This is a genomic window from Sphingobium scionense, from assembly GCF_014197035.1.
Lineage (GTDB): Bacteria > Pseudomonadota > Alphaproteobacteria > Sphingomonadales > Sphingomonadaceae > Sphingobium > Sphingobium scionense.
Genome location: NZ_JACIEU010000007.1, coordinates 215,074 through 236,817 on the forward strand (window position 1 = coordinate 215,074; position 21,744 = coordinate 236,817).

The window sequence follows — 21,744 nt, forward strand, 5'->3', positions numbered from 1 at the left end:
AACCAGGACAGATCATGAAGATAGCGCATATCTCGCGACAATATCATCCTGGCATCGGCGGGCTGGAAAGCTTCACCCGCAATCTGTGCCGCCAACAGGCCCGCGCCGGGCATCAGGTTCGGATGATCACGCTCGACCGGATTTTCGATGGCGATGGTGCGGCCCTACCGCCGTCGGAGACGATCGATGATGTCGAGGTCATCCGGGTGCCGTTTCGCGGTGGCCGGCGCTATCCGCTGGCCCCTTCAGTGCTTCGCCATCTGGAAGATTGCGACCTTGTCCATGTCCATGCCGTGGATTTCTTTGCCGACTATCTGTCGATCACCAAATGGCTCCATCGCAAGCCGCTGGTACTGAGCACCCATGGCGGCTTTTTCCACACCGGCTATGCCCGGCGCCTGAAGCAACTCTATTTTCACAGCGTCACCCGCGTCTCGCTGAGCCGGTTTCGCGCCGTGATTGCCTGCAGCGAGGCGGATCATGCCACCTTCGCCAGCATTTGCGGGCAATCGCTGACCATGGTGGAAAATGGCGTGGACATCGCCAAGTTCGCGGGGCTGGCGCACCAGGATCCCCATGATCGCACGATCATCTATTTCGGCCGGATCGCTCCCAACAAGCGGATCGACCAGTTGATCGGCTGGTTCGCCCATCTGCATCGGCTGGACGGCAATGCAAGGTTGATCATCGCGGGCAAGCCGATGGGCGTGTCCTTGGCCGATCTCAGGGACCAGGTCGAGGCGTTGAGACTGGACGCGGTCGTCGAATTTCACGACAGCCCGAGCGATGCGGCATTGCGGGCGCTGATCGCGCGCAGCAGCATATTTGCCTCGCCCAGCGCCTATGAGGGGTTCGGCATCTCGCTGATCGAGGCGGTGTCGGCCGGGCTCTATCCTGTGGTCAGCGACATTCCCGCCCATCGCCGATCCTGCACAAAGCTGGACGTCGGCAGCCTGATCGATTTTACCGATCCGCTATCCGCCGCGCGCCTGCTGCAGGATGTGCGTGCCGCCCGTCAGCGCCGGACCGCGCCGACCACCATGGCCGGACTGCTGGCCTATGGCTGGCCACAGGTCAGCGCCAATATGCTGGCCATCTACGACCATGTGCTGGGCCGCCATTTCCGCCAGATCGGGACGCTCAAGGTCGCCGTCCTGTCCAATGACGAGGCGATCGACCAGGTCACCCAAGCCATCAGGGACCAGATGCCGCGGGTGATCGCCTTCTGCAACGCCCATCTGGTCAACCAGGCGCGACGGGTCGAGGGGCTGACGACCGCGCTTGAAGGCGCCCTGCTGCTCAACGATGGCATCGGCGTCGATATCGCCAGCCGGCTGCGCTATGGCGCGGCCTTCCCGGACAATCTCAACGGGACCGACTTCATCCCGCGTCTGATCGCGAACTATGATGGGGAATTGAGGCTGTTCCTGGTCGGCGCAGCACCGGGCATCGCCGAACGGGCGGCGCAGATACTGGAACAACGCTACCCCCATGTCCGTGTCGTCGGCATCCAGCATGGCTATTTCGACGAACAGGAAGAGGCGGACATCAGCCGCCGGATACAGAAGAGTCGCGCGGACATGGTGATCGCCGCCATGGGCAATCCGCGCCAGGAACTATGGGCAGCCAGATGGACGCCCCGCTTCGGACGCCCCGTCCTGTGCGCCGGCGCCTTGCTGGATTTCACGGCCGGCCATGTCCGCCGCGCGCCGCCATGGCTGCGCGGGATGCGGCTCGAATGGGTCTATCGCCTGCTCAACGAACCGACGCGGCTGGCGGATCGCTATCTGCGCGGCAATGTCAGTTTCCTGGCTCATGCTTTGCGCGATGCCCGTCCAGGCTATCCCACGGGTTCGCCCTCGCCCACCCCACCGCAATCCCAGAGCGCCCGCGGTGCCGATGCGGCCTGACCTGTCCGGCCCACCCATGCGGGAAAACAGGGCGATGCGCCGGATCGCCGTCATCATCCCCTATTTCCAGCGCGAAACCGGGATATTGGCGGGGGCGGTCCGATCGATCGCCGACCAGATTTTCCCCTGGCCCGCCGCCGTCGACCTGATCATCGTCGATGATAGTTCGCCGATTTCGCCGGGCGCGGAACTGGCCAATCTGTCGCTGCCCCAATGGCTGAACGCCCGGATCGTCCGCCAGACCAATGCGGGGCCGGGCGCCGCCCGCAATCGCGGCCTCGACCATGTCGATCCCCAGGCCGACTATGTCGCCTTTCTCGATTCCGACGACAGTTGGGCGCCATGCCATCTGCAGGAGGGGATCGATGCACTAGAGATGGGACATGATTTCTATTTCTGCGACAGCGCCATGCCGCCTTCGACGTTGTTCGCGTCCCGCGATCTGTTTTTGTCGGGCGACAGCGAGCCGGTCTTTGCGCCCATCGTGCCGGCTCGGCCCCTGTATCGCTTCCTGCCCGGCCAGGCGGGGGCGCCGATGGTGGCCGAATATCTCTGCCAGACATCGGCCGTAATCCTGCGAAACCGGGCGCTGCATGACCTGCGCTTCGACGAGCGGTTGCGCTATGCCGGAGAGGATTGGCTGATGTGGGTCAGGCTGGCCCACCGCGCTGGCGGCGTTTGCTTTTCAACGAAGGCCAACGCCGTGCGCGGCGAAGGCATCAACCTTTATCGCGATGCCCATGACCGGCTGAACAGCCGCAACCTGCGGCGATTGATTTCCACCATCCTGGCCAACCGGCTGATGGCGACGACGCCGGGCATCGGCCATAACAGTTCCGCCCTGATCGGCGACCGCATCGCCACGTTGCAGCGGGAAATCGCCGCGATCCTCCTGCATCCTCGTCTTTATCGCGGTTTTGCCGATGGCGATGCCCGCCGCACGATCTTGCGGGCGGCGCGATTGGTGCGCTGGCAACTGCTGCCGCTGTGGCGGGACGTCATCATCGACAAATTGGGCTGGCGCGGTCCGTCGCTGGGAGAAAGCGCGACATGAGACTTTTCTATTATCGCGCGGCCGAAGGCAATTTCGGCGACGACCTCAACAGCTGGCTGTGGGAGGAACTGGCGCCCGGTCGCTGGTCCGACGAGGCCGACACGCTGTTCTGCGGGATCGGTACGATCATCGGCAATGCCATGCCGCCAGCGTCGAAGATCCGCGTCTTTTCAAGCGGCCTGGGCTATCGCCCCAGACCGAGCGATTTCGCCAGCGATCGCTGGGATGTCGTCGCCCTGCGCGGGCCGCTGACCGCTCATGTGCTGGGCCAGCCCGAACGGGCGATCGCCGATGGGGCGCTGCTGCTCTCCACGTTGGAACGACTGAGACCGATAGCGGCAAGCGAGCGCGGGGCGACGATCCTGATTCCCCATTATGAGGCAATGAACGAATGCGACTGGCCCGCCATCTGTGCGCAGGCCGGGATCGGCCTGGTCGATCCGCGGCAATGCGCGCATCAGGTGATCGACCGCATCCGCCATGCGCGGCTGGTGATCGCCGATTCCATGCACGCGGCGATCATTGCCGACACGATGCGCGTGCCCTGGATCCCCGTGTCCAGTTCGGGCCGGATCAACAGCTTCAAATGGCTCGACTGGACGATGTCGCTCGACCTGCCCTATGAACCGATCGCGCTGCCCATAGCCAGCCTGGATGGCGCCTATCGCGACCAAGTGCGGCGGATCATCGGTGAACATTATCGCCTGACCCGGCCGAACCCGGAACGCGCACTTGCCCACCAACGCCGGATGACGCGCAACGAACAGCGCCCCTGGTGGATGTCGGTCCGACCGCGGATGAAACATCATCTGCTGGCCTTGCCGCGCCGCCTCCCTCAACCGGCGATCGTCGCGCGCGCCATCGCACAGCGGGACCGACGGCAAACGGAACGGCTTGGCGCGATGTTATATGGACTGAAAAGCGCCACCGGCTTCCTGAGCGGCGATCGCATCTTTGCCCAGCGCGTAGATCAGCTCAGCGTCGAATTCGACAAATTGCTGCGATCGGCCTGAACGCCCCGGATCATCATCCCCCGATTCTGCCAACGGCGGAAGAGATGGCGCGCCAGCATCGGCCAATTGCTCCATTCGCGCATCATTGCGCCCATCAGCGCGAGCGGCTGGCGCGCGCGCAGATGGGGATAGGCCCGGCTCCAGCTGAGCTGCTGTCCGATCGCCCTGGCCCGCCGGTTGAGCAGCGCCGTCAGCCTCCGGTCGCCGCGCACCCGCGGCCGATCCAGCAGCGCCAGACTATGGTCCCGCATGGCGTGAAGGTTGAGATGGGTCCGCGACTGGCCCGACGCCTGGGCCGAGATCGAGCCATGGCGCTGGGTAAAAAGATAATAGGCTTCGCTCGTCAGGATGAAGCGTGCATCCGCCAGCAGGCAATCGAACATCAGGGCGAAATCCTCGCCATGACGCAGGTCGGGCGGGTAACGCAGGCAGCGCGTCATCATGAAACGGCGCCGGAACATCGGCTTCAACTGACCGAAGTCGAAACGCGACTGGCCGGTAATGGCGTTGCGGACGAAATCGACCGGATGGATGTGGCGCACGACCTCCCCCGGCTGCGGCAGGGCCGTCCCCACCACCCTGTCGGCATTCCAGTCGTAGAGGCACAGATTGTCGGCCACCATGTCGGCATCATGTCGCTCGCCAAGCATCATCAGTTGGCGCAGCCGTTCCGGCGCGAAGGCATCATCGGCGTCGAGAATCGCGATCCACTCACCACGGGCCGCGACGATCCCCTTGTTGCGGGCGGCCGACGGCCCTTCATTCGCGCCACTGGTCAATATCCGCACCTGGGGATGCGCCCGCATCAGCGCGAAGGCCAGTTTCAGCGTCTGGTCGCCGGACGCGTCGTCCACGATGATCACTTCGACCGGGACGGTCTGGGCCAGAGCCGATTCCACCGCCCGCACCAGGCTTTCCTCGGCATTGAAGGCTGCGATCACCACGCTGACGGACGGTGTGTCAAATGAGATGGAGGGCATTTGCATAGGTGTTATGCCTTACTCGAAAGCCTGAATGACCTTCGATATATCAATCGATGTATCCGCAACGAATTGAGGAATTTCACCTAGTGAAATTTACAAATCACCCCACCGTTGCAATTTACAGACGAGGATTTTTACCTCTGTCAGAAACCTTCATTTCTGATCATATTCATCATCTCAACAGATACAAACCGGTTATCATTACCGAACGACTGCTGAATGACATGATGGTCGATGGCCATGTGCCGCATCTGATGCATCGTTCCCAAGCCGGGCGGTATGAGAAATTATACAGCCGCGTCACCGGTAATTATCGCCATATCGGCGACCTTCTCTCCGAACCCCGGACCAGGCTGATCCATGCGCATTTCCTGCAGGACGGTGCGTCCATCCTGCCTCTGGCTGCGCGGCGCGGCATCCCGCTGGTCGTGACGGCCCATGGTTATGACGCCACGGTCACGGCGCGCGAACATGCACGCCGGACCGAGGGCCTGTGGTATCTGGCGCTCAAACCCTTTTTGCGGCGCTATGTGCATGGTGTCATCTGCGTGTCGCAATGGATCAAGCAGTGCCTGCTGGAAGCGGGATATCCCGAGGAAAAGCTGCGCGTCATTCCACTGGGCATCGACACAGCGAGCCTCCCCCATCCGCCATCGACCGAGCAACGGCGCGGAACGTTGTTCGTTGGCCGGTTGGTGGAGAAGAAGGGCGTCAACTATCTGCTCGATGCCTGGGCACAATTGCCCGCCCGCGCCAGAAGCGAGCCGCTGACCATCATCGGGGACGGTCCGCTGATGCCGACACTGGTCGAACGGGCGCGGCAGTTGGACATCAAGCCGACCTTCCTGGGGGCGCGATCACGCGCCGAGGTGTTCGCCGCCATGGCAAGCCATCGGATATTCGCCATGCCAAGCATCCGCGCCGCGAACGGCGATTCCGAAGGTCTGCCGATCGTGCTGATGGAGGCGCAGGGCATGGGCATGGCGATCGTCGCCTTCGACGACGGACCGATGCGCGAGGCGATCAAGCCCGGCCTGAGTGGCCTGCTGGCCCGATCGCGCAGCGTCGAGGATTTCGCGGACCATCTGCGCACCCTGCTGCTGGCGCCAGACCTGTGCGAGGATTTCGGCAAGGCCGGCCGCAACCATGTCGCGACGCAGTTCGACCTGCGGCATCGGGTCGCCGCACTGGAAGATTATTATGACGAGATTCTCGCCACGACGGGGGCACGGTCATGAAGGGGGCGGCATCGAACGTGGCGCCCGCGCCCCACACCACCGAAAATACACGCATCCTGATCGTGTCGCGCCATGACTATCGCACCGCGCGGCGCGCCAGCGTGCATTTTGTCGCCAGGCAGATGGCGCAGCAAGGTCATGACGTGGCCTTTCTGTCGATCGGCTATAGCTGGCTTTCGCGGCTGCGCGGCGACAGCCGGTCCGCCCTGTTCCACCGCGCCAACAATTGGGAAGTGATCGATGGCCTGCGCGCCTATCTGTGGCGCAGCGCCTGGCACCCGGTGAAGCTGCCGGTTCCGACCGGGGTCGAATCCTGGCTCTACAGCCGCTGGGCGAACAATGCCTGCGCCGCGCTGGACGATGCCGCCCGCGATGCAGAGATCATCATCATCGAATCCGGCATTGCGCCAGCGCTGATCAAGCGCATCCGTGCCGTCGCCCCGTCGGCCCGGCTGGTCTATCGCGCCACCGACCTGCTGGCGACCGCCGGCGTTCCCGATTGCATCGAGGACATGCTTTGGCAGTCGGAGCAGGACATCGACCTGATCGTCGTCGTCGCCCGCTCCATGCTGCCGCATTTCGACGCCTATCGCTGCCCGAAGATGTTCATTCCGCACGGCGTCGACAAGGCGATCCTGCATGGCGCGACCGACAATCCCTATACAGCGGCCCGCAATGCGGTGACGGTGGGATCAATGCTGTTCGACGCCGCCGCGCTCCGTGCGCTGGCGCTGGCGCGTCCCGATTTCACCTTCCATACCATCGGATCCCCCAAGAGCATCTTTCCGGCCAATGTCGTCCAGCATGACGAAATGCCCTTTGCGCAGACCCTGCCCTATCTGCAGCATGCCGATGTCGGCATTGCCGCCTATCAGCGCGCCGCCGCCGCCGCCTATCTCGCCGATTCCAGCCTGAAGCTGTTGCAATATCAGGCTATCGGCCTGCCTTCGGTGTGCCCCGACTTTGCCGTCGGCGACCATCCGCTACGCTTCGGCTATCGGCCCGGTCATGTCGAGGATCTGGCGCCCGCGTTCGAGCGCGCCTTGAATGCCGGGCGCCATCCGATGCCGGCCAAGGACTGGAGCGATATCGCCGAGCAGCTGATCGATGCGGCCCGTGGCTGATCTCGCGCTTTCGCCGCCGGCCCTGGCACGGATCGCTGCCGCCGAGCGCCAGGCCCTATCCTATCAGCAACTGCTGAACATTGCCGCCGCAGTCCTGCTGATCGCGACGATCCTGTTCAACCCTGCCCTGGCCTGGGTCAACGCCCATGTCGCACCGCTCAGCCCCGGCGCCGTCTCCGGCGTGCAGGGCCTCATCGTGCTGGGCGCGCTGTTTATCGGCGCGCTGCAACCGTTACCGCTGACATTCCGCTGGCTGGCAATGACCTGGACATTGGTGCTGACGGTGTTCCTGACGAGCGCGGTGCGCGCCTATATGGAGCCCAAGATATTGGGCGATATATTGCTGATCCCGGCCTTCATACTGTTGGGCAGCCGCATGGACAGCCTGTTGCTGCGCCGCTGTTTCCTGGCCATGCAGGGGCTCATCCTGCTGGTCGGCCTGTGGGAACTGGCCAGTCCGACCGGTTTCGGCGCGACCTTCCGCGTGCTCGATTATTATGTGAAGACCCGCGGCTATCAGGCCGATGCCTTCTGGGCGGGCGGCGACCTGTTCCTCAGTTCCGCACGACCGGGCGGCCGCATGCTGCTCGACGGGCTTGGCCTGCATCGCGGCTCCTCGCTGTTTCTGGAGCCGGTATCGCTTGGCAACTGGGCGATCGTCGGCGTGATTTTCACCGCCGCCCTGTGGCGCGACCTGTCACAGCGCGCGCGCCTGTTCATGATCCTGTCGACCGGCCTGCTGCTGGTCATCTGCGATGGACGGTTGGCGATGAGCGTCATCCTGCTCTTCGGCCTCTATCTGCCGATCTGCGCCTTTATCCCCGACCGCTGGAGCGTCTTCTATCTGCCGCTGCTGCTGCTTGCGCTGGTGGTCGGCGAGGCATTGGGCGTCCTCGACGGGCCGGGCGACAATTTCACCGGCCGCCTCAGCGTGGGCCTGGATGCGTTGCGATCGATGGACATCGTCCAGTTGCTGGGCGTCCGGGTCGAGCGCATCCGCTTCGACGACGCAGGGTGGGCCGATTTCGTCCAGGCGCAATCCTTGTTGATCGCGCTCGGTCTCTGGCTGACTTTGGCGCTCAGCAATTTCGGCCGCGATCCAGGGAACCGCATGGCCAAACATGGCATCATGCTGTTCCTGACGCTGTGCCTGCCGATCAGCAACTCGCTGCTGTCGATCAAGACGGCGGCGGCAATGTGGGCGCTCTACGGCTTCTGCCATGCCCGAGGCCGACAAGCAGAGAAGGCGGCGGCCCGGCCATGACAGCCGGCCGGCACATTCCTGCCCTGGATGGCATACGCGGCCTGGCCGCCATGTTGGTCGTGCTGTCACATTTCCCGACCTTCGCCCTGCCGGTCATCGTCAACCATCATGTCGGCGACTATGGGGTCTTGCTCTTCTTCACGCTCAGCGGCTTCCTGATGGGCCATCTCTATTTGCCCCGCTCCCCCGACCGTGCGGCGCTGGCATCCTATGCCGCCGCCCGGATCGCGCGGATCGTACCGCTTTATGCCTGCATCTCGCTGCTTTCCTTCGCCATCTACCGCTTCTATCCCGATTTCATCTATCCCATCGGCCTGGTCGAACTGGTGCGGCAGGCCAGTTTCACCAGTTCCGTTTCGGTCTTCTGGTCGATCGGTCCGGAATTCCAGTTCTACTTCCTGTTCCCTCTCATCTGGGGCGCGACCTATGCGCGCAAGGCGATCAGGGGCTGGCTCTATCTGGCGATCGGCGGCGCCATCGCCCTTTGTTATGCGGCAAGCCCCTGGCTGCCGGGCTTTTCCGCCTTCGCCAAGATGCACATCTTCATGGCCGGCATATTGTGCGCCGTGCTGGTGCGCAGGCTGACGCCGGCACAGCTGGAGCGGCTGTTCATCCCGCTCGCGCTGTTCAGCCTGCTGTTCCTGGCGCTGCTGGCCTATCCGCCCGCGTCCATGATGGACTGGATATTCCCGTCCACCCGGCACGATCCCAAGCATCTGGTCTATTATGGCGATCCACTGAAACTGGCGGCCAGCCTCCTGATCATCCTGGGCGCGACGATCCCGCACCCGATCAACGATCGGGTCTGGGGCAATGGCGTGATGCGCCGGCTGGGCGCCTACAGCTTCTCGCTCTATCTGCTGCACATGCCGCTCTTCCAGTTCGCGAGGCTGGCAGGAATGGCATTCGGGCTGCCCGTGCCGGTGCAGATCGCCCTGGCGCTGACGCTGTCGATCCTGGCTGCCGCCCTGTCCCATGAACTGTTCGAGCGGCCGGTCGGCAACTGGGTTCGCCGCAAGCTGACAACGATATGGGGCCGCCGCCAGCCCGTATCCCCCCAGCCCGTGACAGTCGAGACCTGATCGCCATGCTCCGCGCCCTTCGGAAAGTCCTGCTCAGCCCCAGTCTCCAAGGGGCGATGATCTTCGCCATGAGTGGCGGGGCGTTCGCGCTCGGCAATCTGCTGCTCGCGCACGCTCTGACCGTCAGCGCCTATGGCCATTTCGCCCTGATGGTGGCGATATTGATCATCACATCGAACATGGGGCCGCTGGGGCTCGACCAGTTGCTGCTGCGCAGCCAGAGGCGACTGGGCGGACGCTATCTTGCCCCCATCATCCTGTCCTCGGCGCTGATCGCTTTGGCGGGCGCCTGGATTGCGAGCCGCCTCTATGGCGTCATTCCCGCCGCCGCCATCGCGATCGCCTGTGCATCGCTGATGTTCGCGCTGCTGCGCACGGCGGCCTGCGCGCTCCGACGCCATGGCGTCGCGATCATCGCCATATTCTGCGACACGGCAGCGGACTGGGGCCTTTTGTGCGTCGGCATCGCGGCGCTGGGGGGATGGATCATCGACGAGGAGCAAGCTGCCCTGGCGCTGGCGGGATTTGGCAGCATCGCCGTGATCGCCGCCTATATCGTGACACTGGGTCACGAGCGGACGATGGCCAGCGAAGCCGCGCCCATCCATCTCGCCGAAGCCTTTCCGCTGCTGGGCATCATCGCGGCAGGTGCCGTGCTGGTGCAGGCCGAACGCCTGCTCATCCCACCATTGCTGTCGCTGGAGGATCTGGCCACCTTCGCGGTGCTGACATCGGTCGCGATCGCGCCCTTCCGCGTCCTGAGCGCGGGCATCGTCGCGTCCCTGACACCGCAGCTCCGCAAGATTCACGACATTGACGGACAGCGAAAGCTGCTGGTGCACGAAATCCGTATGTTCGCCGCGCTCGCCGCCATTTCGACCATCATCGTCTGCCTCATCGCGCCGCCCTTTGCCGACATCTTCACCCAGGGGCGCTATGTCGTCGGCATCGGCCTGTGCCTGGCCGCCTGCGTCAACGGCACGGTAAAGATATTGCAAGCGGTGCCTCGCGCCGTCGCCACGGGGATCGGAACAGCCGCCGACCTGCACCGCGTCAACCTGTCGATGTGGCTCTGCGTTCTTGGCACCGTCACCGGCGCACTGGCCTGCGCGCACTGGGGCCTGACCGCCCTGATCCTGGGCGCTGCCATCGGCAGCGGGATTGCGACCCTGCCGTCGATCATGATGGTCAGAAAGAAGCTGGCAAGGCCAGGCACGCCGGTTGCGGGAGGAGATGTCGGCGCATCAACAGGTCTGCCCTCGTCCGCCGCACCGTAGGTAGTCGCCCGCAATGTCGCCGCATGGGACAAGATGCTAACCGGCGCGCATTGACGTCCCCCCGCCGCGAAAAGAGCATGGATGATCCTTTTCCTGACCGCCATCGCCTTCATGATGACGGTGCAAATCTCGCATGACATCGGCCAGATTTACCGCCATGGCGGCATCTTGCGTCATGTCCGGATGATGGGGGCGCGTCCGGCGCTGGATCGACTGGTGATGAACCATCGCATGTTTGCGGTGATGCCTGACGGAACGCGCCATCGCGTGACCGCCAGACAGCTCGCAACCGACTATTGGCGTTTCGAGCGCCTGATCGTGCCTGCCGTGGTGAGGGGCGACAGGGACAGGCTGGCGACGCCCCTACACCAGATCCGCACCCTCTACCCCGCCGCGCATCGCATCGAGTTGATCGACGATCCGATCCTGATCCTCATATTCAGGGGGTCTAAAGCCGCGCAACGACGCATTGTTGCGTCGCTCGACATCAGCCAGGGGCTTGGCCGGTAACGGGGACGCCACGCGGATCAACCATCTGCCCGATGCCATGCCCGTGTCATCCTTCACCTCCATCTAGGTGTTCGACCGGATTTCTTTTTGACGGCAAAGCCTCAACCTATCTGCTGCCATCCAACCGACGAGGCAGCCATGGAAGGTCGACCATTCCACGCATGTACGGCGCCCCATCAGGGACGGCATGTCGAACGCAACATGATGCCAGGCATCAAGTTGCAGCCGACTTTCGTTGAGAAAATATGGGGCAAGGATACCGTACCCAATCATCCAATCGACAAATTGGGCAAGCGCATCGGTGAGTTGCGGTTCGGTCGTCCGGAACGCATCAATGACCCGTTGCTCGTCAAATATGTCTATACCAATCCGCGCTTCGCCTTTCAGACGCATCCCTGGGACTTGATCGTCCAGCCCCATGGCCTCGCCGGCGGCCGGACGCAGAGCTGGTATATTCTGGATGCGGAGCCCGGCGCGCGTGTCGGCATCGGCACGACCCGCCCGCAAGACCAGCAGTCATTGCGAAGCGCAGCCCAGAACGGCGTTCTGGAGCACGCCATGGATTGGTGCGCGGTTCAAGCCGGCGACTTCTTCTTCATTCCACCGGGCACGCCCCATGTCATCGGATCCGGCATTTCCCTGGTCGGGATACAGCATGATGCCGGCCTGCCCGACGAGCTTCACGTCGTGCCTTGTCCTCCGCCCATCGGGAGCCCAACCGTCACCACCTCGTCAATGCCCAGCATGCACCGCCCGCTGGGCTGTACCGGTGTGTTGCTGTCCGACGGCGGCTTCGGCCTACGACTGATGCACATGCACAGCGGCGATCTGATCCAGATCACCAATGCCGGGCTGGCCTGGTTCATTCCTCTGCGCGGCCGGGGTGACATAGACGGCCAGACCTGGCGTGCCGGGGAATGCTGGCTGCTGACGCAGGCCAGGCCGGCGATCCATGCGGCAAGCGATGCCGACTATCTGTTCGCAACCATCTAGCGCCAGCCCAGGAGTATGTAGCAAATGACCAACGGAGGGCCGATGATCCAGCCGCTGATCCTGTCCGGCGGATCGGGCACGCGACTATGGCCGATGTCCCGGCCGGAAAAACCCAAGCAACTGCTGTCGCTGACCCAGGCAGAGACCATGCTGCAACTGACGGTGCGGCGCGTCGATCCGCAAATGGGCTTCGCGCCGCCGATCCTGGTCGCCAATGCGCAGCATGCCGACATGATCACGGCGCAGCTGGCACATGTAGGCGTCGATGATGCCACCCTGATCCTGGAACCGGTTGCACGCAACACGGCGGCGGCGATCGCGCTGGGCGCGCTGGCGGCGCCGAGCAAGGACAGCCTGTTGCTGGTGATGCCGAGCGACCATGTGATCGCGGACCTGCCGGCGTTTCACCAGGCGGTCGAACGCGCCCGCGCGCTGGCGATCGCCGGGTGGCTGGTGACCTTCGGCATCGAGGCGGAAACGGCCGAAACGGGTTATGGCTATATCCGCATGGCTCATGTGCTGAGCCCCGGGGTGCGCGCCGTCGAGCATTTCGTGGAGAAGCCCGACCTGGCGAGAGCGACGGCAATGCTGGCCGAGGGTGGCTATTGCTGGAACGCGGGCATCTTTCTGTTCCGCGCGGATATGTATCTGGACCAGTTGCGGGAGCATGCACCAGCGATCCTGGCGGCAGCCGGGGAAGCCATGCGCCAGGCGCAACGACAGGCGGGCCGTATCCTGCCCGATTCCGCCGCCTTCGCGCATGCACCGTCGCAATCGGTCGACTATGCCATCATGGAGCAAGCCAAAGCGGTCGCCTGCGCGCCGGTGCGGTGCGGCTGGTCCGACGTCGGCAGTTGGGACATGCTGCACCAGATCAGCGCCAGCGACACGGCCGGCAACAGCATCCAGGGCAATGTGCTGGCCATCGACACCCAGAATTGCCTGATACGTGGGGGCGAGATCAACGTCGCCTTGCTGGGAATCAGCGACCTGATCGTCGTCGTCCATGCCAATGACCTGCTGATCATGCCGCGCGGCCAGTCTCAGAATGTGCGACAGATTATCGATCGGCTGGCGGGGAATGGCACGCCCTGAGCCGTTCCATTGCGTCTATGCCGAATGTTTTAGCCCGGCAATGGCGCCTTCCGGGCAGGAAAAGCCGTCGGTCTTTGCGCGTGGCGCCGGCAGCTTCCGGGCGATTTTCGATGCCAGGAAACTGCCCCCGACCCGGATATAGGTGCCCAGCCGCTGACCGGGCCGGCTATTGTCGCACAATGCCCACAGCAACTGGCGAAGCCGTGGCCAGACGATGGCAGGATCATCGGGCGTGAAGATCGCGCGCACCAGATCATCGCCGAACAATCGTTCGACCGGGATCAAAGTGGGTAGTTCGGGCACGCCCACCGCAAACATGCTCCGGGCACAGGACAAAGCAAAGCGCAGGCTATGCTCGACATTCTGCGCCACCGCGCGTCGATGCAGTTCGACGCGCTCGGTGGGAGACAGACGGAGCAGCAACGCCGAAAAATCGGCAAGATAGGCCGCGGCATGGCAATGCTGCACCAGGGATTTGACGAAGCTCAGACTGGCCAGCAGCGTAGCGTGGATCAGCGACATACAGGGAATGTCGACACCGTTCAGCCGGTGTGTCGCCACATCAGTCAAAAAGGCCCCGACGTTACGCGGATGCGGGCAACCAGGCTGTTGCAGGCGATGATGCAGATCGACCGTTGCCCGCCTTTGCCCCACGGAGAAAAAATGCTGCTCGCCCAGGAAGCTGCGCCACCAGATCCGGTCGCATTCCGCCGGCAAGGCATAACCGGCCCGCTCCAGCAGGGCAGTGCAGCGGGGAAAATCCCGCCGATCGACCAGAAGATCGATGTCAGACGAGGGTCGCTGAAAATAGTTACCATAGGCATCACACTGCCCGATCGGTCCCTTGAACAGGATATATTCGATCCCTCCCTGCCGGAGAACGACGGCAATATCAGACAGGGACGTGAGGTTCAGGCCGTTCATCGCAAGGATGAACTTGCGATAGCCATTCTCATCCTCCCGGAATCCTTCGGACACGGAATAGCCGATCCGCCTCAATCCGTTGGCGGCCTGCACCAACAACTTGCTGTTCATGCCCAGCCGCGTCACCGCGGCCCAATCGACGTCCATTGGATCAGGTAATGACGCAATGGGGCGGATATCCGAAACAGACCCCGAAACAGACAATGCCACCCCAATTCGCAGGATTTCGATCGAACGGCTTTGATCGGACCTGGCATCACTTCGCATATCATGCCGGCTTTCATCCTGGATATTTCAGAAGCCACTCTCCCACAAATCAAAGCAATAGCGATATGTATTTATACCTATAGGTATTACCGCTGACATATTGGAATTTGACTTGATGATTTACTTTAATGAAGCTGCAACATGCTGAGCAATTCAGCAATTGATGAGGAGTCGACTATGGAAAAGGAAGATTATGAATCGCCCGAACTGATCGAACTCGGCTCGTTCGAAGCCCTGACGCAGGGCGGCGCAGCGAGCGGCCTCCTCGACGCGGTCTACCCGGTAGGGACGCCCTCGTCGCACCTTCTGTTCTCGTAACAGAGTGGACGTCCTCTTCACACGAGGGGGACGTCCTTCCGCTTTCCGACGCGGGAAAACAAGCAAGGGGGACATGCTCATGAGCCAGCAATGGTCATCGACGACACTGGTCACAGCCGATCCCACGATCGTCTTCTGCGACCTCGACAATGAACGAGTGCTGCTGGATATCGGTTCCAGCCGCTATTTTGCGATGAACAAGGTCAGCATCCATGTCTGGGAGGCGATTGCCGAACCGACCAGTGTAGCCGACCTGCAGGCCAGCCTGATGCAGCGCTTCAATGTCGATGCAGACCGTTGCCGACAGGATCTGGAAGCGCTGCTCACGAAACTGTCGCAATCGGCCTTGATCCGCGTTCAACATGTCCTGGCAGCCTGATAGAACCGGCATGCGCCTGCGCAAGGCGGTGATGCTGCCGATCGCTCTGCCGGTGGTCGCAGGCGTCCGCCTGGCGCTCAGCCTTGCCGGCTATGCCCGTCTGATCGCATGGCTGCCGCAATCGGCGGGGGCCGGCGATCGGCGCTGGATCGACGCCACGGCCCGCGCCGTCCAGATCGCGGCCCGTCTGGTGCCGGGTGCAACCTGCCTGACCCAAGCGGTGGCGACCCGGACGCTGCTCGCCTGGATCGGCCATCACAGCTGGATCCGCATCGGTGTGCGGCGCGATGACAAGGGCGCAATCATGGCCCACGCCTGGTTGCTGGACGGCCGAAACCGGATCGTGATCGGCGGCACGCGATCGGAATTGGCGAGATTCCGCCCCCTCACCGATCTGGATCGGCCGCGTCCACGATGACCGCCTTCGCCGCCCTGTTCCATCGCGACGGGCGGCCGGCCGATCGCTGGCCCAATAGCGGGCTTGCTTCCCTTCGGCAGCGCGGCGTGTCGCATGTTGCCCGTAACGGGCCGGTGATGCTCGCGGGAACCGACATGGAGGCACCCTATCCCGACACCGCGCGCCCGGTCCTTATCGTTGCGGCCGATGTGCGCCTGGACAATCGCACGGAGATCGAGTCCCGCCTTGGCCTTCCGCCTTACCCCCACCTGCCGGATGCGAGCCTGATCGCCGCACTGTATGACCGGTATGGGCAAGATTGTACGGCCTATCTGCTGGGGGACTTCGCCTTCCTCCTGTGGGATGAAAAGGAACGCACGCTGTTTGGCGCGCGCGACCATTCTGGTGTCCGCCCCTTCTACTATCACAGCACGCCGCGCCTGTTCATGGCCGCCACGACGATCGGCACATTGCTGCAATCGGGCGTATCGCCGGCGATCGATGATGCCGGCATCGCCGATTTCGTCGCGGGCGCCGTCGCCGACACCACAAGCACCCTTTATCGCCACATCCGGCGCCTTCCCCCTGGCCATAACATCCTCGTGACCGAAGGCGATGTCCGCATCCAGCGCTATTGGGAACTGACGCCGCAAGCGCCGCCGCCGGAGAAAGACTGGACCGATCATTTCCGCCATCTGTTCGAGCAGGCGGTGGCATGCCGCATGGCCGATGCGTCGACGGGCGTCCTGCTGAGCGGCGGCCTCGATTCTTCCTCGATCGCGATGACCGCCTCCCGGATTGGCGAAGCGCATGACCGACCGCCCCTGCCCAGCCTGTCGATGACCTTCGACGCGACACCGGGTTGGAGCGACGGCCCCTTCCTACAGTCGGTCGTCCAGGCGGGGCGTTTCCCTGCCCAATATCTGCCCAGCGACGACCATGATCCGCTCCGTGACATCGACACCACGCTCGACGAACAGGCCGGGCTCTATCTCGCCTATAATCATGGCGCATCGCGCCGCCTCTATCACCATGCCGGTCGCGCGGGCATAACCAGCCTGCTCGACGGCCATGGCGGGGACGAAGTCGTATCCCATGGCTTTGGTCGCCTCAATGAATTGGCGATGGCGCATCGCTGGGCCAGCCTCTGGCGCGAGTCGAACGGCGTGGCGCGGTTGTTCGGCGGTTCGACCTGGCACGTTGCGGCCCCGCATCTGGACCATGTCATGGCGATCCGAAAGATCCGCCAGCGTTGGCGGCGCATGAGCGGTTCAAGCCTTGCCGTCTCGCCAGGGCCGGACTTCACCACCGCATTGGTCGCCCCCGACCTTGCCCGGCGCACCGCGATCCGGGCTCGCCAGGAGGCGATCGCCCCCAGTCGATCAGCCTATCAGACCGAGCAGCAGCGCCATCTGGCGATATTGACCGGCCCGCATCAGCCCTATGCGTTCGAGATATTGGACCGTGCTGCCGCCGCTGCGGGCATTGAACTGCTCTTCCCCTTTTACGATCGCCGCCTGGTCGATTTCTGCCTGTCGCTGCCTTCCAACGCAAAACTGGCAAAGGGCTATCCCCGTGCGATCCTGCGCGATGCCATGGCCGGCACCCTGCCCGAACCGGTGCGACTGCGGCGCGACAAGTTCGATTTCACGGGTCAGTTCCGGGCCGGCATGGCGCGCCATCGCACGCATTTGCAAAGCGTCCTGGACGGGCAGGCGGACATGCTGGCCCCTTATCTCGACCTGAGCGTCGCGCGCGCCGCCATTGCTCGGCTCGACCAAGGCGATGCGGGCGGGACAACGCCACTCTTCGCCGCTTGGCGCATCGCCTTGCTGGGCCGATGGCTGGCCCGTTCTGCGGACAGCATCCCTGAAACTGTTTCTGCATGCGGGAGGACGAGATGACGCTGGTTCCCAACCCACAGACGACGACGGCACGCAGTGCCCAGCGCTCCACCTATCGGGCGTTCGGCCTGACGCTTGAATCCGACATTCCGTTACCGGAATTGACGACGATCGAACCGAGTGGATCGCCCGACATCCAGATCGTCTATGGACGAGACATGCCCCTGCCCACGCGGGAACAGGGCGTGGTGGCGCAATTCCGCCGGGACGGCACCCATTTCCTGGCCTGGCCCGATGTCGCGGCTTTCCAGTTCCACGGGCCGGCCCTGATCGAGGTGCAGCCCTATCCCGATACGCCGGTCACCTACCTCCCCTTCCCGCTGCTCGGTCCGATCATGGCGCTGGCACTCCACATGCGAAAGCTGGTCACGCTTCATGCCAGCGCAATCGATATCAACGGCCATGGCATCATCTTCGTGGGCGACAAGCTGGCCGGCAAGTCGACCACGGCGGCCGCCTTTCTGCGCGCAGGGCATCGCCTGCTGACCGACGATCTGCTGGCGATCCAAAGCGACCCTGCCGGCGCGCTGCACATCTTGCCCGCTTATGGCCAGATCAAGCTGGCAGAGGATGCCGCCGACGCCGTCAAACTATCCTCCGCCACGCCCCTGCCGCTGGTCTATCCCACCTTCGAGAAGCGGCAACATCGGTTAACGAAGGATTTCCAGCATGACTGGGTGGCCCCCAAATGCCTCTATATCCTGGATCGTGTAGGCGAGCGTCCCGGCCTCAGCCCACTGACCGGCACCCAGGCGCTGACCTCAATTCTGCGCTATTCCTACATAAGCCGCTTCGGCAAGGTGGCGCTCTCGCCAGCGGATGAAGCGCGCCACATGCAGAAGTGCGCGGAACTGGCGCGCCAGGTGCGCGTCGCCACGTTGCATGTACCCCATGCGCTCAACCGGCTGGAGGAAACCGTCGAACTGGTGAGAGCCGATTGTGAAGAAGGCGCATGACCCTGCTTCGCCAGCTTCGTCGCTTCGCCCGTTTTTCCCTGCAGGGCCATGCGCGCCAGGCGGGGATCATCCTGCTGCTGATCCTGACGGGCAGCATCGTCGAGGCTCTGTCCCTGCTGGCGGTAATTCCGCTGATGCGCCTGATCGGTGCCGACCCGGAAGCCACGCCCGATACGGTGTCGCTGCCCGTTGTCGGGCCGATGTCGCTGGGCTGGCTGCTGGCCGGCATCATCCTGCTGATGCTGGCCCAGGCGCTGGTCAACCGGCACCGCATCCTGCTCATGACCAAGACGATGCAGCAGGCGGTGGACGACATCCGCATGCGCCTGTTCACCGCGATCGGTCAGGGCCCCTGGGCGCAGGTGGCGGCGATGCGCGGATCGGACCTCAACCATGCGATGGTCGCCGATGTCGACCGGGTCCAGCTCGGCCTGTTCAGCCTGATGTCGCTCGGCCAGAATTTCCTGTGGCTGACGCTCTACGGCCTGCTGTCAGCCCTGATTTCCTGGCGCATGACTCTGTTCGCACTGGTGATCGGGACGATCACGCTGGCCGCGCTCTATCCGATGCGGCGCAAGACCGCGCGCCATGCCCGCTTCATGGCGGACGCGCTGCAGGAAAGACAGCATGTGACGTCGGAATTCGTGGCCGGCATGAAAATCGCCAAGGCCTTCAACAGCGAAGCCTTCTACCTTGATCGGCTGGATCGACTGCTGACGTCACTGCGGACCGCGACTATCGAGTTTGCGCGGCTAACCAGCAATAGCTCGGCGCTGTTCCAGCTTGTCAGCGGCAGTGCGGCCGCACTGTTCGTCTATGTCGCCTATGCCTATGTCGGGCTGCCTTTGCCCCAACTTGTCACGATGCTGCTGCTGTTCATGCGGCTGGCGCCTCGTTTCAATGCAGTGCAGGAAACCTTGCAGCAGTTGATCCTGAGCATGCCCGCCTTCGAGAATGTGGCAGGATTGATCCTGATGTTCAAAGCGGATCGGGATGGTGCAGGATCAGCCCAGCAGGCAACGGTGCCGACGCTGAAGCGGCAGATCCGCTTCGACAACGTGTCGATCACCCATGCGGGCGCAACCGCCCCCGCGATCAGCAAGCTCGATCTGGACATCGCGGCTGGCGAGATCATCGCCCTTGCAGGGCCGTCAGGCTGCGGCAAAAGCACCACCGCCGACATGCTGATGGGCCTGCTTCAACCCGGCGAGGGCCAGATACTGATCGACGGCATGCCATTGGCCCCGCAGGATCGCGGCTGGCGCGACCAGATTGCCTATGTTCCCCAAGATGTCTTCCTGCTGCATGACAGCATCGCCACCAATTTGCGCATCGCCAGGGCAGATGCCAGCGAGGCGGACATGTGGGATGCGCTGGAAGCTGCAAGCGCCCGACATTTTGTCGCATGCCTGCCAAGCGGACTGGACACCATCGTCGGCGATCGCGGCAGCCGTCTGTCAGGCGGGGAACGTCAGAGAATAGCACTGGCCCGCGCATTGTTGCGCCGGCCAAGGCTGCTGATTCTCGACGAGGCGACCAGTGCGCTGGACCCGCAGGCCCAATCCCAGATCGAGGCCGCCATTGCCGGCCTGCGGGGACACATGACCATCATTGCCATCGCCCATACGCCGTCGCTCATCGCCCTGGCCGATCGGATCGTATTTCTTGATCAGGGCCGGATCGTGCAGATCCGATCGCATTTTCCGGCGTCGTGCAACGACACCGCAGGAAAAATGGCACAAGCCTGATATCCTAACGCCGTCCTCCAATCTCCAAGCCAGACCCACCTTTGTGTCCCGGACACACCAAGCGACCCGCTTTTGAGCAGGTTCTCGTTGATTTTCAGGGATTTGGGACGGACTGGAGCGGGTAGCGGGGATCGAACCCGCATCACAAGCTTGGAAGGCTAGTGCTCTACCATTGAGCTATACCCGCCCGTCAGGTGACGCGCCCTGCCATCATTCACGGGGGCTCGTCAACAGCGCATTGATGGTAAATGCGTGAGAACGCCCCTTAACCCGGCCTCGTCTTTCCTCTATCGCTCGGCCATGACAAACCCCTCCCTGCGCCAACTCGACATTTTCGCGCAGATGGTGGCCGCGGGCAGCCTGACGCGCTGCGCCCAGACGCTGGGGGTTTCGTCCGCCGCGATCGAGCGCGACATGGCGTCGCTGGAAATGCGGCTGGGCTATCGATTGTTCGACGATCTTCGCGGGGCCGCGCGGCTGACCTCGGCCGGACGGCGCACGGCGCAGGCCATGACCCTGCTGGCGCAGGACGACCCCAGCCAATGGGCCGAGGACGAGGCGCCACCACCTCCGTCACCCGCACCGGAACTGTTGCTGGATGCGGAGGCGCAGTTGCCGCCGCTGCCGGCCACGCCCCTTGCCCCCAATCGCGCCATCATCCTGGCGACACCGGCGCCGGTGTTCGGTCATTTCCAGGATGCACTGACCGCGTTCGAGGCGGCCAATGACGATATCGCCATCACCCTGGACCTGAGCGTCCAGTCGGCGGTCGATGCGGCGCGGGCGATCGAATCGCTGCGCGCCGACATCGCCTATTTCTACGCGCTGGAGGAGCCGGCCGGCCTGCCGTCCCGCTATGGCTGGTCGGAACAGGTCAACCTCTATGCCGGGACGGACCATCCGCTGGCGCGCGCGGGCAGCGTGTCGCGCGGCGACCTGACCATCACCCCGCAACTGGCGGTCGATCCGCGCAACGGGCTGCGCCCGATCATCGACGCCGCGCTGGCGCGCGGCAACGCCCGGCTCGGCCCGGTGATGCTGGAAACCGACAATATGTTCGACATCATCACCGCCCTGCGCGAAGGCGCGGGCTGTTTCGCCGCCTTCGGCCCGATGGCGCGCGACCTGGGGCGGATGAGCGGCATTCGCCGGCTGGCGCTGGACGTGCCATTGCCCGCGATCGAGGTGCGCCAAACCGTCAACGAACGATCGCTGTCGCGCCCCGGCGTGCAGGCGCTGGCGGATTTCCTCTTCCTCTGACCAGCAAATGATGGCGGAATTGCGCGGCTGATCCGTTTTTGCGGCCAG

General features: G+C 63.6%; 20 protein-coding genes and 1 tRNA gene. 18 read left to right on the forward strand and 3 right to left on the reverse strand.

Annotated features, from left to right (window positions below; translation table 11 throughout):
* Positions 1-14: 14 nt before the first annotated feature.
* The 3 genes from GGQ90_RS10415 to GGQ90_RS10425 are packed head-to-tail and all read left to right on the forward strand — an operon-like array spanning position 15 to position 3,977.
* A complete protein-coding gene (locus GGQ90_RS10415; protein ID WP_188082086.1) occupies positions 15-1,910 on the forward strand; it encodes a WecB/TagA/CpsF family glycosyltransferase in 1,896 nt (631 codons plus the stop codon).
* A gap of 34 nt (positions 1,911-1,944) precedes the next feature.
* Positions 1,945-2,964 carry a glycosyltransferase family 2 protein gene (locus GGQ90_RS10420; RefSeq protein ID WP_246428200.1) on the forward strand — a complete coding sequence of 340 codons (1,020 nt, stop codon included), beginning with the start codon at positions 1,945-1,947 and terminating at the stop codon, positions 2,962-2,964.
* Positions 2,961-3,977 (forward strand): polysaccharide pyruvyl transferase family protein, encoded by a 1,017-nt coding sequence (locus tag GGQ90_RS10425; protein WP_188082087.1) that lies wholly within the window; start codon positions 2,961-2,963, stop codon positions 3,975-3,977. The genes GGQ90_RS10420 and GGQ90_RS10425 overlap by 4 nt, the downstream gene beginning before the upstream one ends.
* Here GGQ90_RS10425 and GGQ90_RS10430 read toward each other — a convergent pair.
* Positions 3,935-4,921: a glycosyltransferase family 2 protein gene (locus GGQ90_RS10430; protein WP_343053675.1), complete on the reverse strand. Its 987-nt coding sequence runs from the start codon at positions 4,919-4,921 to the stop codon at positions 3,935-3,937. The genes GGQ90_RS10425 and GGQ90_RS10430 overlap by 43 nt on opposite strands.
* A gap of 293 nt (positions 4,922-5,214) precedes the next feature.
* Here GGQ90_RS10430 and GGQ90_RS10435 point away from each other — a divergent pair, with 293 nt between their 5' ends.
* From GGQ90_RS10435 to GGQ90_RS10470, 8 genes are all read left to right on the forward strand, one after another.
* Complete coding sequence (locus GGQ90_RS10435) at positions 5,215-6,198, forward strand: glycosyltransferase (RefSeq protein WP_188082089.1); 984 nt, start codon at positions 5,215-5,217, stop codon at positions 6,196-6,198.
* The gene (locus GGQ90_RS10440) at positions 6,195-7,322 is read left to right on the forward strand and encodes a GumK N-terminal domain-containing glycosyltransferase (RefSeq protein WP_188082090.1); all 1,128 of its coding nucleotides are present in this window, start codon (positions 6,195-6,197) and stop codon (positions 7,320-7,322) included. Before GGQ90_RS10435 ends, GGQ90_RS10440 begins: the two co-directional genes overlap by 4 nt.
* Positions 7,315-8,586, forward strand: coding sequence for a polysaccharide biosynthesis protein GumE (locus tag GGQ90_RS10445; RefSeq protein WP_188082132.1), 1,272 nt, complete (start codon positions 7,315-7,317; stop codon positions 8,584-8,586). The genes GGQ90_RS10440 and GGQ90_RS10445 overlap by 8 nt, the downstream gene beginning before the upstream one ends.
* Positions 8,583-9,668: an acyltransferase family protein gene (locus GGQ90_RS10450; RefSeq protein ID WP_188082091.1), complete on the forward strand. Its 1,086-nt coding sequence runs from the start codon at positions 8,583-8,585 to the stop codon at positions 9,666-9,668. Before GGQ90_RS10445 ends, GGQ90_RS10450 begins: the two co-directional genes overlap by 4 nt.
* 5 nt (positions 9,669-9,673) lie before the next feature.
* The gene (locus tag GGQ90_RS10455) at positions 9,674-10,945 is read left to right on the forward strand and encodes a lipopolysaccharide biosynthesis protein (protein ID WP_188082092.1); all 1,272 of its coding nucleotides are present in this window, start codon (positions 9,674-9,676) and stop codon (positions 10,943-10,945) included.
* Positions 10,946-11,026: 81 nt separating this feature from the next.
* Positions 11,027-11,455, forward strand: a complete 429-nt coding sequence (locus GGQ90_RS10460; RefSeq protein WP_188082093.1) for a hypothetical protein — start codon at positions 11,027-11,029, stop codon at positions 11,453-11,455.
* Positions 11,456-11,656: 201 nt separating this feature from the next.
* Positions 11,657-12,448: a cupin domain-containing protein gene (locus GGQ90_RS10465; RefSeq protein WP_188082094.1), complete on the forward strand. Its 792-nt coding sequence runs from the start codon at positions 11,657-11,659 to the stop codon at positions 12,446-12,448.
* A gap of 24 nt (positions 12,449-12,472) precedes the next feature.
* Positions 12,473-13,543, forward strand: coding sequence for a mannose-1-phosphate guanylyltransferase/mannose-6-phosphate isomerase (locus GGQ90_RS10470; RefSeq protein WP_188082095.1), 1,071 nt, complete (start codon positions 12,473-12,475; stop codon positions 13,541-13,543).
* Positions 13,544-13,558: 15 nt separating this feature from the next.
* Here the strand turns inward: GGQ90_RS10470 and GGQ90_RS10475 are convergent, their stop codons facing one another.
* Positions 13,559-14,614, reverse strand: a complete 1,056-nt coding sequence (locus GGQ90_RS10475; RefSeq protein ID WP_188082096.1) for a nucleotidyltransferase family protein — start codon at positions 14,612-14,614, stop codon at positions 13,559-13,561.
* A gap of 297 nt (positions 14,615-14,911) precedes the next feature.
* On the opposite strand from GGQ90_RS10475, the gene GGQ90_RS10480 reads away from it, so the two are divergent.
* The 6 genes from GGQ90_RS10480 (at position 14,912) to GGQ90_RS10505 (ending at position 20,436) form a co-directional block, all read left to right on the forward strand.
* Positions 14,912-15,052 (forward strand): lasso RiPP family leader peptide-containing protein, encoded by a 141-nt coding sequence (locus tag GGQ90_RS10480; RefSeq protein ID WP_188082097.1) that lies wholly within the window; start codon positions 14,912-14,914, stop codon positions 15,050-15,052.
* 79 nt (positions 15,053-15,131) lie between these two features.
* On the forward strand, positions 15,132-15,431 hold the full coding sequence (locus tag GGQ90_RS10485; protein ID WP_188082098.1) for a PqqD family protein: 300 nt from the start codon (positions 15,132-15,134) through the stop codon (positions 15,429-15,431).
* 10 nt (positions 15,432-15,441) lie between these two features.
* Complete coding sequence (locus tag GGQ90_RS10490) at positions 15,442-15,849, forward strand: lasso peptide biosynthesis B2 protein (protein ID WP_246428201.1); 408 nt, start codon at positions 15,442-15,444, stop codon at positions 15,847-15,849.
* Positions 15,846-17,732, forward strand: a complete 1,887-nt coding sequence (locus GGQ90_RS10495) for an asparagine synthase-related protein (protein ID WP_246428202.1) — start codon at positions 15,846-15,848, stop codon at positions 17,730-17,732. The genes GGQ90_RS10490 and GGQ90_RS10495 overlap by 4 nt, the downstream gene beginning before the upstream one ends.
* A complete protein-coding gene (locus GGQ90_RS10500; RefSeq protein WP_188082100.1) occupies positions 17,729-18,688 on the forward strand; it encodes a phosphoenolpyruvate carboxykinase (ATP) in 960 nt (319 codons plus the stop codon). The genes GGQ90_RS10495 and GGQ90_RS10500 overlap by 4 nt, the downstream gene beginning before the upstream one ends.
* Positions 18,685-20,436: an ABC transporter ATP-binding protein gene (locus GGQ90_RS10505; RefSeq protein WP_188082101.1), complete on the forward strand. Its 1,752-nt coding sequence runs from the start codon at positions 18,685-18,687 to the stop codon at positions 20,434-20,436. The genes GGQ90_RS10500 and GGQ90_RS10505 overlap by 4 nt, the downstream gene beginning before the upstream one ends.
* Before the next feature lie 113 nt (positions 20,437-20,549).
* Here the strand turns inward: GGQ90_RS10505 and GGQ90_RS10510 are convergent.
* Positions 20,550-20,623: transfer RNA gene (locus tag GGQ90_RS10510), tRNA-Gly, on the reverse strand.
* Positions 20,624-20,736: 113 nt separating this feature from the next.
* Between GGQ90_RS10510 and GGQ90_RS10515 the strand changes: the two genes are divergently transcribed.
* Entirely contained in the window at positions 20,737-21,696 is a 960-nt protein-coding gene (locus tag GGQ90_RS10515; protein ID WP_188082102.1) for a LysR family transcriptional regulator, read from the forward strand.
* Positions 21,697-21,744 lie beyond the last annotated feature (48 nt).